We start from the raw sequence: 14,881 nt of genomic DNA, 5'->3' as shown, positions 1-14,881 counted from the left end.
ATTATCGTTTCCTTAACATAAAAAGGGTTAACTTCGCCTTATTACTTCACTAGATCACGCTTCGTATTTCCATCTATCCAACAGCATATTTGAGATTTATTTCCAGCGTCTTTCAAAAGAATCTCTTATATGGTCATTGCCATCTTTTTTATTTCCATCTGGTATCTGTCATTGTTCTCGCAAACATTTTTCCAGCACAGATATGCGGCCCATGGCGCCTTTACGATGAGTAAAGGATGGGAACGCTTCTTTTTTATTGTCGCATATATCACGCAGGGCTCATCATATATGAGCCCCAGGACATATGGCATCATGCACAGGCTCCATCATGCGCACACTGATACGCCCCTTGATCCGCATTCTCCGTCAAATTCGTCCAATATTTTCTCGATGATGTGGCACACAAGAGTGGTATACCAGGACATTTTACATCATAGAATGGAAGTGGACGAGCGGTACAGCAAAAATCTTCCTTCCTGGGACCGCTTTGATCGGTTTGCCAATGGTAGTTTTTCAAGGCTGTTCTGGGTGGCGCTCTACGTCTTGTTTTTTGTAGTGTTTGCGACAAGCCCTTGGCTGTATTTGCTATTGCCGATCGTTATTACAATGGGTGCTTTCCATGGGGCGATCGTTAACTGGTTTGCACATAAGTATGGCTACATTAATTTCAGGTTGAAAAATACGGCGATGAATTTGCTATTTGTGGATGTACTTATGTTGGGTGAGTCTTATCATAACAATCACCATAAGCATCCCGCTGCTGTTAATTTTGGTCGTCGCTGGTATGAGATTGATCCTGTATATTATGTAGTTCGTTTATTCTCCTTCCTAAAAATCATCAGGCTTGTGAGACATAAAGGTTTTAGACCGGCTATTGCTCACTAGGTAATGCTTTAAATACAAAAAGGAAAGATCGGGGCAGCAATGCCCCGATCTTTCCTTTTTTGTATGGCTTTACAAATAGCCTGCAATTTACAGGATCCACCACGTCTGGCAGTTCCTGTAATCAGTTTGTGAGTGCATACACTCAACTGCGGTATTTTAACTTCTGGTATTAACTATCCTCCTTTATTTTCAGGTCGATATACAATATTCTGTTACCCAAAATCCCCATTTTAAATGAAAAGATCATTGTTGTTGATTCTTGCGGTACTTGTCAGCATTGGCATGTACGCAAAGACCGGTAATGCAAAAGTGCCCACACCCACGTTTGACGTGCGCGTAACCACGATAGTGGCTTCGACTACGCTTTATCACGCTTCTGTTTTCCTCACAAATCCAGGTCCCGGCGACAGGGATCAGATTGCCAACATTAACTGGGACTTCGGTGATGGTTCTGCTCCTGTAATAAATGGCGGTCCGGTTACAGGTCACTACTATCAGCCGGGTACTTATACCATTACACTTACATTAACCTATGTAGGCGGTGAGACATTTACAATCACAAAGCAGGTTGTTGTTACACCCATTGAACCTTAGATTAAACATGGTTGACATACATTCAACCAGGAACAATTCACATCTTGTATTAACTCCTGTCATCTATTTTCCGGATTACAAAACAGTTTAACCAAATACCAAATCAAATGAAAAGATCCTTGTTATTAATCCTTGTAGTACTTACCGGTATCGGCCTAAATGCAAATGCCTATGTAGAGCCCACTGTAAGATCAGTGGCTCCGAAAGCCGTACCGGATCCGGTATTTACGTACCGTGTAACTACCTTATGGGGTACCAATCCGCTGATACAGTATGCTACAATCTGGATTACCACGCCCATACCTGCCGACCTGAGCCAGGTTAGCAATATCGACTGGGATTTTGGTGACGGATCAGCGCCTGCCTTGAATGCTCGTCCGCTGGTTAACCATTTCTATCAACCTGGTACCTATACGGTTACACTTACTTTGACGTATGTAACAGGAGAGGTGTTTGTGGTGACGAAAGAAGTGGTTATTACATTACCTTGATCAATTGGCCCACATCAGCGATGGTGGGGGCCAATATTTCCCGGATCTTTTGAATAAATTAGCACTGCGAAAAAGAGCAGCTATGGAAGAATTTTTCAAGAAGATCGCTGAATATACCACTCTTAGCAACGAATCGGAACTGGCCTGGGTCAAGATCCTGCGCAGCCGCCGGTTTAATAAGGGAGATTACCTGGTGCGCCAGGGCGAAACAGCCCGCACAGTGGCCTTTGTTTGCAAAGGATTGCTTAGCCAGTATTCTCTTGCAGATGACGGTAACACCTTTATAAAACGATTCTTTTCAGAAGGCTATTTTGCCGCTTCCACTACTTCGCTGTTAAGTGAGTCGCCCAGTATAACCAGTATCGAGGCTATCGAGCATACAGTTGCCTGGGAGTACGATTTCCGGGAGTTTAAACGGCTCACGGAACGATACAAGGACATCGCAGCTTTTTATATCGCCTATATGGAACGTCATTGGATCCTGGAAAAGGAACCCGAGGAAATCGGCTTCCGTCAGAATACTGCCAGGGACAGGTACGATGATTTCGTCAAAAAGTATCCGCATCTGATCAACCGCATAAAAAAACACCAGATCGCCTCTTACCTCGGAATTACTCCTACCCAAATGAGCCGCATCTTCTTTGCCAATAAATAAGGAGGTAAAACTTACAGGATCACTCAACATATGTTGAGCAAATGCTCCATTTTTTGCCGGCCCCTCAACATTTGTAAAGGGGAAGACCTGATAGCCGTTCTAGTTTTGTTGTACAAAAACATCAAACAATGGCAACAAAAATTTTTATCAATCTTCCGGTTAAGGATCTTGCAAAGTCGATCGATTTTTTTTCAACCCTCGGATTTAGTTTCAATCCCCAGTTTACTGATGAAAAAGCCGGCTGTATGATCATCAGCGATAACATCTTTGCTATGCTGCTCACAGACGCGTATTTCACCACTTTTACGCCCAAAAAGGTGTGTGATACTAAAACGAGCACCGAAGTACTCATAGCAATAGATGCTGCTTCAAAGGAAGAAGTACAGCAATATATCAACAAAGCCAGGCAGGCCGGCGCAGGGATCTATGCAGAAGCACAGGACTATGGCTGGATGTACTAGCACAGCTTTGAAGATCTGGACGGGCATCAATGGGAAATCGTTTATATGGATGAGACGCAACTTCCGCAAAATAATCCGGTAGCCGGTTAGGCAGAGGCAATGTCTATCGGTGAATTATGATCCTGACGTTATAGCAAAAAGCCAGTACCTGGTATCAGGCACTGGCTTTTCTATTTGTATTCATCTTGTCCGTTAGCGCGTTGCGACAAGCATGATAAGCTTTATAATTTCCTGTAACCTGCAGTTCCCATTAAAGAACCTGAAAGTGGCTGGAAGTATATAGCATCTACCTTCGCTGAAGACCATGTGGGGAATTTCTTATTCTCCAGTTCTCCTACGCCTTCCTTCGCCACTGCGCCAACCTCCAGGTAGATATAGTTCTTAGGATAGATGGTAGCTGCTCCGTTCAGCGGACGGATAAACGCATTCGCATTTATGATCTGCGGGCCGGTTTGACCGGTATACCCATTGATACGGAGGCTATTCCCGCCGGTATAGGCAATTGTATTGTTTGTAAACTCTACGATCGCATTAGCGCTCCCTCTCATGCTCACTCCATCCTGTTGTGTGTGCCTGAACAGGTTATTGCGCATAACGTGCGTCGCGCCATTTTCTCCCGAGCCATAGAACTGGCACAGTTCTCCCCAGCCATCGTGAACATAGTTATCATGTGTATTAGTGTTGGTGGTACGGCCGCCGATCAGAATACCACCATTGTGTGATGAATTCTTCTGCATCGCCCAGTTGGTCACCTCGTTATTGTAGACCTCCAGCTGATCGATAGCGGCAGTTTGTATACCATCCAGACCGATATCCTGCACTTTATTGTTATAGATCTTCACATTTCGCCAGATGATAGGTTGTACATACTGGTGATTTGGCGTGAATGCTGATGTTGCACCATAATAAGGAACGTTGCTGGTAAGATCCCAGTAGGTGGCGGTATGACCAATATACATTGCCTCATTGGTAGTGTTTTTGATCAACAGGTCGTGGATCTGCAGGTTGTTCATAACGGTGTTTGGATAAGCAGTTGTTGCATCCCCTTTCACCGGGTCTGTTTTAGCTACAATACCGTTGCCGCCATTTTGAATGGTCAGGTTAGAAACCTCTATATTGTCTGTCTTGTTCCCCAGTTGCAGGTCATAATAAGCTGCCCTTGCCGCCTGCGTGGATCCACTGATAATAATTTGCGACTGGCCTGATTGTCCGCCGAAACGTATGTAGTGACAATTCCAGAATACACAGGCAACACTGTACGCGCCACCGTTCCACTCAGGATTTCCAATGGTAACGGTGGTACCGGTCAGGTTGCGTACAGTAATAGGTGCTGACGCATCTCCGCTCAGATTGATGGCCTGCACCGACTTAAAGGAACCTTTCAGGCTGATGATGTCCCCGGGCTGGTATACTTTGCTGGTGTTGTCAATAACCAGGCGGCCGTTTACGTCAGGGACAAGTGTGAATTCTCTTCCGTTGGTAGTGGCGGTAATTGCCAGATTGTTACCTGCATCGAGTTTCTCATCAAATATGGCTTCTTTCTTACAACTGCTTACAGCAAACAATAATGTAGTGGCGGCAATCACTGATTGCGCGAAAAAATTACGATTCTTCATTCTTTTAGGATATGTTTTTTAGGTGACAGGGGATGTGTTCCCCAGAAGGTTTTTTGATATGTCCCGGTGTATCCGCGATTACAGCTGATTTCGACGGATCTTATTCATGGGCGTATTCGGTTAATGGATTTTTCTTTGTTTGCGGCAGTAAGAAACCAATGAAATGCCAGTCTTTTAAAAAAGTATTTTGATTTTGATAATCAACATTTTACATAACAGATGAAGCAGGCGCTGTTTCCAAATTCTGGAAAAAAGAAGCAGAAACAGGAATAGATGAGATAAGGTTCCTCCATAGCGGCAATGTTTGTGGTCGGGTATTTAGTGTCAGCGTGACAGAATGTCAATATCTGTTGGACCTAATCATTTTTTATAGTGAGCACCAGTTATTATGGAGAGCATAATATCCTATACGATATCTGACGGCAGTCTGATATATGATTTAGCCTGACAGCCTTAAAGTATTGTTGCTTTACCTCTTAATGGAGTTTTAACGGCGGGACTGTTCCGAAAATCCAAGATCTGAAACATTTTTTACCTAAATCTGCAACATTTGAGGACCATATTTTACAGAGCGTCGCCCTATTTTTATGGCATTCAAATAAAAGAAAGATTTCCTGTTATGAAAATACGTTCGCAGTCGCTGACCTTCCAGTGTCAACCCTTCTCTGATGTCATCTTGTCAGAGCTCTTGTCAAGCCACCAAATAGAAAGAGGTGCTTTTCCTTTCACAGATTATCTCTACAATTAATATTTCCGGTAAACGATGCCTTAGGAATAATCATTACTGTCAGAAACATCCATCTTACGCTGACTTGTGAGGCAGACGGGTTCATGATCGATGCACCTGGGTACCAGGTAGGATATATATAAATATGTGATAATGGATGCTGTGGTAGTAAATGGTAAGGATAAGCAGGTAAAGTGACCGAAGAGTGATACAATGAAACAAATAATTCTTAAACGATGAATAGAGAAACAATGAAAATCAGCAATCCTGGTAAACTGGCGGGGCTTCTTATTGCTGTGCTGTTTTTTGCAAGTTGCCAGAAGAAAGCCGACCCTGTTACTGCGGAGCTCTCCGCTTCTCCATCTGAGATCAAGCTTGCCGCAGGAGCAGGTACAGCGGATTTAACAATTAGTGGTAATGCGCAATGGAGCATTGACAACGCCGCTCCCTGGCTGCAATTGGACAAAGCATCAGGCAGCAGTGGTAACAGTACTGTCCGGTTAACAGCAAGTGCTAATGGGACAGGCGCCACCCGCTCTATCATATTGACAGTAAACGCATCTAACGGACAGTCGAGAAGAGTGACGGTTTCACAAACTGCTGAGATATATCCATCTTATAATACATCGCCCAAGGCGGCTGATTCTACAGGAATGAGCACTGCGGTGCAATTGGCAGCCAAGTTTAAATTAGGGTGGAACATTGGGAATACAATGGAGGCCACCGGCGGAGAATCGGCCTGGGGAAATCCCAGGATCACCGAGTCGTATATAAAATATGTAAAACAGCTGGGTTTTAGCTCTATTCGTATACCTTGTGCCTGGGATTCTCATGTTGACAACAAGGCAACTGCCCACATAGATCAAAACTGGCTTAACAGGGTAAAAGAAGTTGTCGGTTATTGTGTAAACAATGATATGTATGTTATGCTTAATATCCATTGGGACGGCGGATGGCTGGAGCAGAATTTTACCGCGCAGAAAAAGGATTCTGTCAATGCCAAACAAAAGGCCTTCTGGGAGCAAATAGCGACCACTATGCGCGATTTTGATGAGCATCTGATGTTTGCCAGCGCTAACGAGCCGGCGGCCGATAATGCAGACAAGATGAGCATCTTGACACTATATCATCAAACGTTCATTAATGCAGTTCGTTCTACAGGAGGAAGGAACAGCCACCGCGTGCTCATTCTCCAGGGGCCGACTACATCTATGTCATTGACATATGACCTGATGAATGTACTTCCCAGTGATCCTGTGGCCAATCGCCTGATGATTGAAATACACAATTATACGCCGGCACAGTTTTGTTTCCTGAATGAAGACGCCAGCTGGGGCAAGATGTTTTACTACTGGGGCAACGGCCATCATTCAACTATTGAACCGGATCGTAATGCTACCTGGGGAGAAGAGGACAATCACCTTGCGGACTTTAAGAAAATGAAAGAGAAATTTATTGATAAAGGAATTCCGGTATTGATGGGTGAATATGGGGCTTACAGGCGCAACAACACCGCTCATGTTCCAAAAGATCTGGCCACACATGAGGCTTCAGTAGATTACTGGATCACCTTTGTTACCAAACAGGCCCTGGCATACGGTATAAAGCCATTCTGGTGGGATACAGGTGGTGCTTTGGACAGGCAAAGCAATATTGTAAAAGATCAGCGCACAATAGATGCGATTCTGGCTGGTGGTAAATAGGGATGTAAAAGCAATAAGGGCATTTTTGAGAAATGTTTCTTGTGAAATCTGACAAAGTATATAAGGCATGATAGTATTAAAAAGGTGTTCAAAGCACGCAGTTCTTTTAGTTGGGCTCCTCGTTGGCATGAATGCATGGGGAACGATAGCAGGCAATCAGTTACAGGCGCAGCAGCTTGCGCAATTAGAGAGTCCGGACAAGTCCATCAGGTTAAATGTAGCCTTATCCGCTGCAGGTGAAATTCAATACGGGATACAAAAGTCGGGCGTTCCGGTCATTCAGCCTTCGGCTTTGGGCCTGACAATGAAGGGACATGATTTCAAACAAGGCATGAAACTGGTCATGATATCAAAACCAGCGCGTGTAACAGATAGCTACCAGACGAAGAATGCCAAAAAAAGCAACATTCTTTACCAGGCCAATCAGTTGGTGGCGTCTTTTGCCAATGAAAAGGGTGAAAAAATGGACATCATTTTCAGACTGTCCAATGATGGTGCCGCTTTCCGGTATTCTTTTCCCTGGATAAAAAATGAAGAAACGATCATTAAAGAATATTCTGCATTTTCATTTGATAAAGATGCAAGGGCCTGGTTGCAGCCTATGAGTGAGGCTAAAACAGGGTTTGAGCATTGCCATCCGTCTTATGAAGAACATTATCTGCAGGATATTCCTGTTGGTACCGTATCGCCCTTAAAGTCAGGCTGGGTATATCCGGCATTGTTTAAAACAAACGATACATGGGTACTGATCACTGAAGCGGCGCTTGATGGCACTTATTGCGGCACAAGACTGACCAATGACAGTTCTTCTGCTGTTTATTCGATCGGTTTCGCGGATCCGCGGGAAGTGTTTACGGACGGTGGTTATTTACCAAAGAACAATAAACCCTGGCTTACACCCTGGCGTATTATAACGATCGGAAGTCTGAAAACAATTGCAGAATCAACATTGGGTACTGATCTGGCTCCGGCCGCAGTGCTGAAGGATATTGCTTTCGTGAAACCAGGGAAGGCCAGCTGGAGCTGGATCAATAGCAAGGACGATAATATCACTTTCGATGAACAGAAAAAATATATTGATTATGCCCATGACATGCATTGGCAATATTGCCTGATAGATGCAGACTGGGATACAAAGATCGGATATGATAAAATAGCGGAGCTGTCAGCCTATGCGAAGCAAAAGAATGTTGGATTGTTGTTGTGGTACAACTCCGCGGGTGACTGGAACACGATCAAATATCATCCTAAGGATGTGCTGCTTACGAAGGCGGGGAGGGAGAAAGAATTCAGCCGTCTGCAGGCCCTGGGCATTAAAGGCGTGAAGATCGATTTCTTCGGCGGCGATGGTCAAAGCATGATTCAATACTACATTGACATTTTGAATGATGCTGCAAAGTATAAGCTGCTGGTGAACTTTCACGGTGCTACATTGCCAAGAGGCTGGGAAAAAACATATCCCCATCTTATGACAACCGAGGCCATTTACGGCATGGAGATGGTAACATTTGTTCAGGATGCAGCGGATCAGCAAGCCAGTCATTGCGCTATGCTGCCGTTTACCAGAAATGCCTTCGACCCGATGGATTTTACGCCGATGAACCTTACAGGGCTTACGTCGTCTAATTGCGTCAGAAAGACTACTCCCGCCTTTGAACTGGCCCTTTCGGTTGTATTCTTATCGGGTATACAGCATTATGCCCAATCGCCTGAAGGAATGGTGAAGGTACCTGATGATGTGAAGACGTTTTTAAGAAAACTTCCCGACAACTGGGACGATGTGAGATTTTTAGACGGCTATCCGGGAAAATATGTTGTCATTGCGAGGAGAAGTGGTAATCGCTGGTATCTTGCCGGTATTAACGGAGAAAAAAATGAAAAGAAGATCAGCCTTGATATTACCTCATTTAAGAAGAGCAAGGCAACGCTGTTTACAGATGGTAGCCAAGACCAACTGTTTTCAGAAAAGGTCCTGAATACAACAAAAGAAAAGAAGTTGGATCTTACCCTGAATGCAAATGGTGGATTTGTAATGGTGCTTGAGTAATCGGTCAAAGCATATTCTTAAAGACAAACGAATAAAAAAGGATGCAATCGCGTATACAAGTATTGGCCCTGTTGCTGATAATACTTCTGGTTGGAACATCATCTCAGGCGCAGATCACTTTGCCGAAAGTATTTGGGGATAGTATGGTCTTGCAAAGAGGTGTCAAAATTCCGGTGTGGGGAAATGCAAGCCCCGGAGCCCTCGTTATTGGAAAACTTGGAAATATTCAGGCTACAGCGAAAGCCGATCAGCAGGGAAAATGGCAGCTTAAATTTCCGGTATTTAAAGCAGGAGGACCTTATGTACTGGAAGTTGCAGAATCAGGAAAACCGGCGTCTGCAATCAAACTAAAGGAAATTCTTATCGGCGACGTGTGGCTGGCTTCCGGCCAGTCAAACATGGAATGGCAGGTACAGCAGGCTAAGGATGCAAGTAGAGAAATTGCAAATGCCAATTTCCCGGAAATACGTTTCCTGGTGGTTGAACATAGCAAACAGGTAAAACCTCAACCCGATATTTTTGCCGGAAAATGGAAAGTTTGCGATACCACAAGTGTAAAGGAGTTTTCCGCGGTTGCCTACTATTTTGCCCGTAAAATTCATCATGATCAGAACATCCCGGTTGGCATTATTCAAAGTACCTGGGGAGGTACCCCAATAGAGGCATGGACAAGCAGGGAAATGCTGCTTACTTCGCCGATCACTAAAGCGAGAACGCTTAGCAATGATACCCTTGCTCCGGATCGTGAAGATTTTATACAGGATAGTTTGAACCTGATAAAATTCTGGTATCTTATATATAATCCGCAAAACAATGCCGATAAGATAGTGCCGGCCGCGGAGTATAATGATGCTGACTGGACAAGCGTCGAGATGCCGAAACTGATAAAGGATTTCCGCGCTGGTTCTTATGAAGGAGTGGCATGGTTAAGGAAAAAAATGATATTGCCGGATTCATTTCTGCAGAAAAATCTGACCATCAATCTTGGTCATCCGGAGATGAACTATTCACTTTACTTTAATGGCCAGGAGATCTGTAAGAATGTCTGGAATGCCAATCCTTCGCATGCCTATACCATCCCTGCCCGGCTGGTAAAGAGCGGCGAAAATACAATTGCTGTGAGAATCGCCATGTTGTGGGGCGGAGGTGGTTTGAACCCGGCCGACGATATTTATATTACGGCAGGTGCTGCCAGGGTTTCTTTAGCCGGCAAGTGGTTATATAAAGAAGATCTTGAAACTGCTCTCCCGAAAATACGCAACTATCAGTATTATCCTACAGTGCTGTTTAATACGATGATCAACCCCCTAATTCCTTATGGCATCAGGGGATTTATCTGGTACCAGGGTGAGTCCAATGCTGGCGCTGCCTATGACTACCGGACATTGTTTCCCATGCTGATCACGGATTGGAGACAACGCTGGCAGCAAGGCAATCTTCCATTTTTATTCGTTCAGTTGGCAAATTACATGAAAGCCAGGCCGCTTCCTGCTGAAAGCGAATGGGCAGAACTGAGAGAAGCGCAGACAATGACGCTTTCGCTGCCCAATACCGGTATGGCCTGCGCTATTGATATCGGAGAGGCGAATGATATCCATCCGAAGAATAAACAGGAAGTGGGGCGCCGCCTGGCATTAGTTGCCAACAAGATGGTGTACAAACAGGAGGGCATCACATCCGGTCCGGTGTATAAACATTACAGAAAGGAGGGCAATCGTATCCGCCTTAGTTTTATAAACACTGGTGCGGGTTTTTCTACGAAGGATGGAAAGGAAGTGAGCGGTTTTGCCGTTGCAGGTGAGGATAAACAGTTTTATTGGGCGAAAGCTGACATTGAAGGAAATGAAGTAGTGGTTTATTCAGATAAAGTTGCAGCCCCTGTGGCCGTGAGATATGCCTGGGCAGATAATCCGGAATGCAACCTCGTAAATTCAGCAGGATTGCCTGCTGTGCCGTTCAGAACAGATGAATGGAAGGGGATCACTCAGCATTAAAGATCTGTTGGCAATATCGCCTTGAGAATATTTGACCTTCCGGTCCGCTACTGTCCCTTTCAGGTGCTTTTTTGCCCACTTTGGTGTTTTTTATTTGAAAGGGCAACGCGAATGTTTAAGATTTGTATTGTAAATGAAAACGTCATTGTTTTCTATTATTAACAAATAAACAGTCGCGAACAGTTTGCGAAAGTTGTAGGTTTAAGTGTCGGCCTGGTAATTTTACCAGGCTTTGTTTTTAACTGTAAGGGAGCAGGGATCTGTACTTTCAGCGCGCTTGCCGATCGGAGGCACACTATAGCACGGAGGGCCGCGTTGCTCAGGCCCTGAAATGGCAATGTCAGGCGGGAATCGGGACACTTTAACTTATTTTTATGAAATAACATCCCAAATTTTGGCAATTTTAGGGCATGTTTCTAAAGATACGTAAGGTCCGTCCGGCGATCGCTATACTTAATGCGATCTTTATCGCGTTAATTACCAGTGGCGCCAGGCATTATGGCGACTATGGCGACCGGGATAATTTACTGACCACGTCCGAAATTGCGGCGCTCTTCCTGGCCGGTTTTGTCATATCATTGACTAGCTGGATCATTATTTTCACTTCCTTTGATTTCAGGATATCTTACAAACGCTGGCGCATTGTAGAGGCAGCCTTGCGCTTCCTGTTGATCACGATTGTGACGGCTGCTGTTTATATCCTGATATTAAATTACTACAGGCCCGTAATGGTGGAATACAAGAGCAAGTTTGAAGAATGGAGCGTGCTTTGTCAGTGGGGATATTACCGATGTCTCTTAATTAACGTCTTCATTCTTATTATCAAATTTTCTACGGACAATAACATTGCGAAGAGAGAGGCATTGTTGAAGAATGAGATACTACTGAAAGAGAACATTGTAGCTAAATATGAGGCCCTCAAGCAGCAGGTGAATCCGCATTTCCTGTTCAATTCACTGAATTCATTGAAGTCATTGATCATGGTGCATCCGGAAAGATCTGTTGATTTTGTGATCCGGCTTTCTGATGTATACCGCTATTTGTTAAAACATGGCGTTAATGGTACGGTTACATTGAGAGAAGAACTTGAATTCCTGCAGTCCTATATATTTCTTTTGGAGAGACGATATGAAACGAATTTATCAATAGAGATAGAGCTGCCTGAGCCTTATCTCAGCTCCGTTATACCGCCGGTAAGTTTACAGATCCTCGTTGAAAATGCAGTCAAACATAACGTGGTATCTGCGGCAAAGCCGCTTAATGTAAGGATCGGCATCCGGGAGGATTTTATACATGTCGAGAACGACCTGCAGCCACGTTATTCTGTTGAAAAATCTGAAAAGATAGGGCTGGCAACACTCGATTACAGGTATCGTTTGCTGTCTGACAAAGGCGTCAGGATCGAAAAAAAAGAAAAGAAGTTCAGCGTTTTGCTCCCCTTAATTTACGAAGTATGAAAATTTTGATTATAGAAGACGAAGTGAATGCAGCCATTGATCTGCAGAACATGATCATGAAGCAGGACCCTGCATTTCAGATCGTAGCCGTCAAAGACAGTATAGACAGCAGCCTGGAGTGGCTGGAGCAGCACGAAGAGCCTGACCTTATATTTAGTGATATTCAGTTGGCCGACGGGCTAAGCTTTGAGGTTTTTCAGCGACATCCTATCACGTGCCCGATTATCTTTACGACGGCATATGATGAGTATGCGATCCAGGCTTTTGAGCTGAACAGCATTGCATATTTGCTGAAGCCTACAGATGAGAAGAAGCTTGTTATGAGTTTGCAGAAAATAGAAACCTTCCGTGCTAATCTGGCCAGGACGAATACGCCGGCACCTGTTGGCGCGCTGAATCTTGAGGGCTTGATCAGGTCTGTTCAGGCCAGTTATAAGCCCTATCGCACAAGTTTGCTGATCTCTCACAAGAGTAAGATCTTTCCTTTACCCGTCTCTGATATATCATGCTTCATGATTAAACACGGAGTGACGTTTGTATATACATCTGCAGGAAAGAATTATGTCGTACCCCAGACATTGGAAGACCTCGAACAATGCCTTGACCCGGCTGAGTTTTACCGTGCCAACAGGCAATACCTGGTGGCATTCCGGGCTATAAAGGAAATAGAGCAATACCTGGGCAGACGTGTATTGATACATATCGAGGTGAAGGTAGAAGAAAAGATCATTGTCAGTAAACCCCGCAGTTCAGATTTTCTCTCCTGGATGGAAAATCGCTGAGATAATATTTTGACCCGTTGAGGCGCCAATTCGCCCACATCGGTCAGGTTCTTCTTTCCTCACAGTGATTCATAGGCTAGGTTTGCGTTACGAAACACAACAACCTATGATGAACAGGGCGCATTCAGCCGGAATTGTCTTCTTTCTTGTTATTATTATCACTACTGCCTCAGCCGGAGCGCAGGATATTCTTGAAAGCTATTGTGAAACAGGGCTGCGGAATAATCTGACTATACACCGGTTAAACAGCGACTATCAGAATGCCTTATGGGCTTTCACAGAAAGCAGGCGGACAGCCGGGCCCACGGTCGATTATTCCGCTGGTTATACGAAGTATATCAGGGAACCCATTGACCTGGCGGGAGGTCATACCGGCGAGATCGCAGACTTTCTCTCTCAGCTGCAGACGAGCACTATTAAGAACGGTAAGTTTTATTACCCGAATCCCAATCAATATTCATCAGCCATCCAGCTGACACAGAACATTTACAACAGGCAAAATCAATACAACAGGCAGGTTAAAGAAGAAAGCAGTAAGGCAGTTGCCAGTCAGCTGGATGACTTTAAAACAGAACTGGATGCGCAGATCAGGGAGGCATACTTTCAATATCTGCAGGCCAATGAGCTGAAACAGGCCACGGGCAGAAGCGTAAAGATTGCGCAGGATAACGTGGACGGTATTCAGTTGCAGATCAGCCAGCAGAAGCAGACGAAAGAGATCCTGTACAGGGCAAAAGCAGATCTGAGCAACAAGGAAGCGCAATACAGGGATTGGGAGAACGCCTGTATGAAAGCGCAGTTTAATTTCAATTTTATATTGAACCGCTCTTTTGATGAGCGTATTCTGATTGACTCTGCTTACCTGTTTCAATCGCAACACAGTTATCTTCTCAACAACACACGCGATACAGCATATACCGGATACCATGCCAGTTATCTCAAACATAATGCTGATGCCGCAGGCTTACAGCAAAGGGCTATCCGTTCCCAGGCAATAACGCCCGTTGTACAGCTGAAAGCGACCGGCGGCATCAGCGGGTCCAGTATCAACTTTAATAATAAAAGGCTGCCATACAGCACATTTGAGCTCTCCCTGAAGTGGAATCTCTTTAATAATGGTGTTAACAACAGCAGGGCAAAGCAGGCTTATTTCCAGCAACAGAGTTTAGAAGCGCAGTATAACAGTAGCCTGATGCAGGTAGCGTTGAACGAACGCTCGGCATATAGTGATATTGTTACCCACCTGGCCAATTACCAGTCATCGCAGGCGGCATATAATAATGCAGATGTCTATTTCAGGGCTGTCAGGTCAAAGTTCGATCTGCAGATGGCGACTATCCTGGAGCTGCTGGACGCCGAAGAACAGCTTCGTCAGGCAGATGCCAACCTCATAAAATGGTATTACAATCTTCAATTCAAACTGGCAGGCTACCAGAAAACCACAGGCAAAAAACTCAAGCTGGAATAAT

General features: G+C 44.6%; 12 protein-coding genes. 11 read left to right on the top strand and 1 reads right to left on the bottom strand.

Going from position 1 to position 14,881, the window contains the following annotated elements; all coding sequences use genetic code 11:
* Positions 1-129 precede the first annotated feature (129 nt).
* The 5 genes from MYF79_RS20855 to MYF79_RS20835 all read left to right on the top strand — a co-directional run bounded on the left by MYF79_RS20855 (position 130) and on the right by MYF79_RS20835 (position 3,086).
* The gene (locus MYF79_RS20855) at positions 130-885 is read left to right on the top strand and encodes an acyl-CoA desaturase (protein ID WP_247809746.1); all 756 of its coding nucleotides are present in this window, start codon (positions 130-132) and stop codon (positions 883-885) included.
* Between the two features lie 234 nt (positions 886-1,119).
* The gene (locus MYF79_RS20850; RefSeq protein WP_247809744.1) at positions 1,120-1,479 is read left to right on the top strand and encodes a PKD domain-containing protein; all 360 of its coding nucleotides are present in this window, start codon (positions 1,120-1,122) and stop codon (positions 1,477-1,479) included.
* 107 nt (positions 1,480-1,586) lie between these two features.
* Entirely contained in the window at positions 1,587-1,970 is a 384-nt protein-coding gene (locus MYF79_RS20845) for a PKD domain-containing protein (RefSeq protein ID WP_247809743.1), read from the top strand.
* An 82-nt stretch (positions 1,971-2,052) separates the two neighbouring features.
* Positions 2,053-2,625: a Crp/Fnr family transcriptional regulator gene (locus MYF79_RS20840; protein ID WP_247809741.1), complete on the top strand. Its 573-nt coding sequence runs from the start codon at positions 2,053-2,055 to the stop codon at positions 2,623-2,625.
* A gap of 128 nt (positions 2,626-2,753) precedes the next feature.
* A complete protein-coding gene (locus MYF79_RS20835) occupies positions 2,754-3,086 on the top strand; it encodes a VOC family protein (RefSeq protein WP_247809740.1) in 333 nt (110 codons plus the stop codon).
* A gap of 221 nt (positions 3,087-3,307) precedes the next feature.
* On the opposite strand, the gene MYF79_RS20830 is transcribed toward MYF79_RS20835, so the two are convergent.
* Positions 3,308-4,702: a right-handed parallel beta-helix repeat-containing protein gene (locus MYF79_RS20830; protein ID WP_247809738.1), complete on the bottom strand. Its 1,395-nt coding sequence runs from the start codon at positions 4,700-4,702 to the stop codon at positions 3,308-3,310.
* Positions 4,703-5,665: 963 nt separating this feature from the next.
* Between MYF79_RS20830 and MYF79_RS20825 the strand changes: the two genes are divergently transcribed.
* The 6 genes from MYF79_RS20825 to MYF79_RS20800 all read left to right on the top strand — a co-directional run bounded on the left by MYF79_RS20825 (position 5,666) and on the right by MYF79_RS20800 (position 14,880).
* Positions 5,666-7,132, top strand: a complete 1,467-nt coding sequence (locus tag MYF79_RS20825) for a cellulase family glycosylhydrolase (protein ID WP_247809737.1) — start codon at positions 5,666-5,668, stop codon at positions 7,130-7,132.
* Between the two features lie 67 nt (positions 7,133-7,199).
* Positions 7,200-9,179, top strand: coding sequence for a glycoside hydrolase family 97 protein (locus tag MYF79_RS20820; RefSeq protein WP_247809735.1), 1,980 nt, complete (start codon positions 7,200-7,202; stop codon positions 9,177-9,179).
* A gap of 41 nt (positions 9,180-9,220) precedes the next feature.
* Positions 9,221-11,173: a sialate O-acetylesterase gene (locus MYF79_RS20815; RefSeq protein WP_247809734.1), complete on the top strand. Its 1,953-nt coding sequence runs from the start codon at positions 9,221-9,223 to the stop codon at positions 11,171-11,173.
* A gap of 410 nt (positions 11,174-11,583) precedes the next feature.
* Positions 11,584-12,630, top strand: coding sequence for a sensor histidine kinase (locus tag MYF79_RS20810; RefSeq protein WP_247809732.1), 1,047 nt, complete (start codon positions 11,584-11,586; stop codon positions 12,628-12,630).
* Complete coding sequence (locus MYF79_RS20805; protein ID WP_247809731.1) at positions 12,627-13,412, top strand: LytR/AlgR family response regulator transcription factor; 786 nt, start codon at positions 12,627-12,629, stop codon at positions 13,410-13,412. Before MYF79_RS20810 ends, MYF79_RS20805 begins: the two co-directional genes overlap by 4 nt.
* 106 nt (positions 13,413-13,518) lie before the next feature.
* Positions 13,519-14,880: a TolC family protein gene (locus MYF79_RS20800; RefSeq protein ID WP_247809729.1), complete on the top strand. Its 1,362-nt coding sequence runs from the start codon at positions 13,519-13,521 to the stop codon at positions 14,878-14,880.
* Position 14,881: the final 1 nt, after the last annotated feature.

The sequence above is a fragment of the Chitinophaga filiformis genome, assembly GCF_023100805.1.
Taxonomy (GTDB): domain Bacteria; phylum Bacteroidota; class Bacteroidia; order Chitinophagales; family Chitinophagaceae; genus Chitinophaga; species Chitinophaga filiformis_B.
This window is presented reverse-complemented; position numbering and strand designations above follow the sequence as displayed.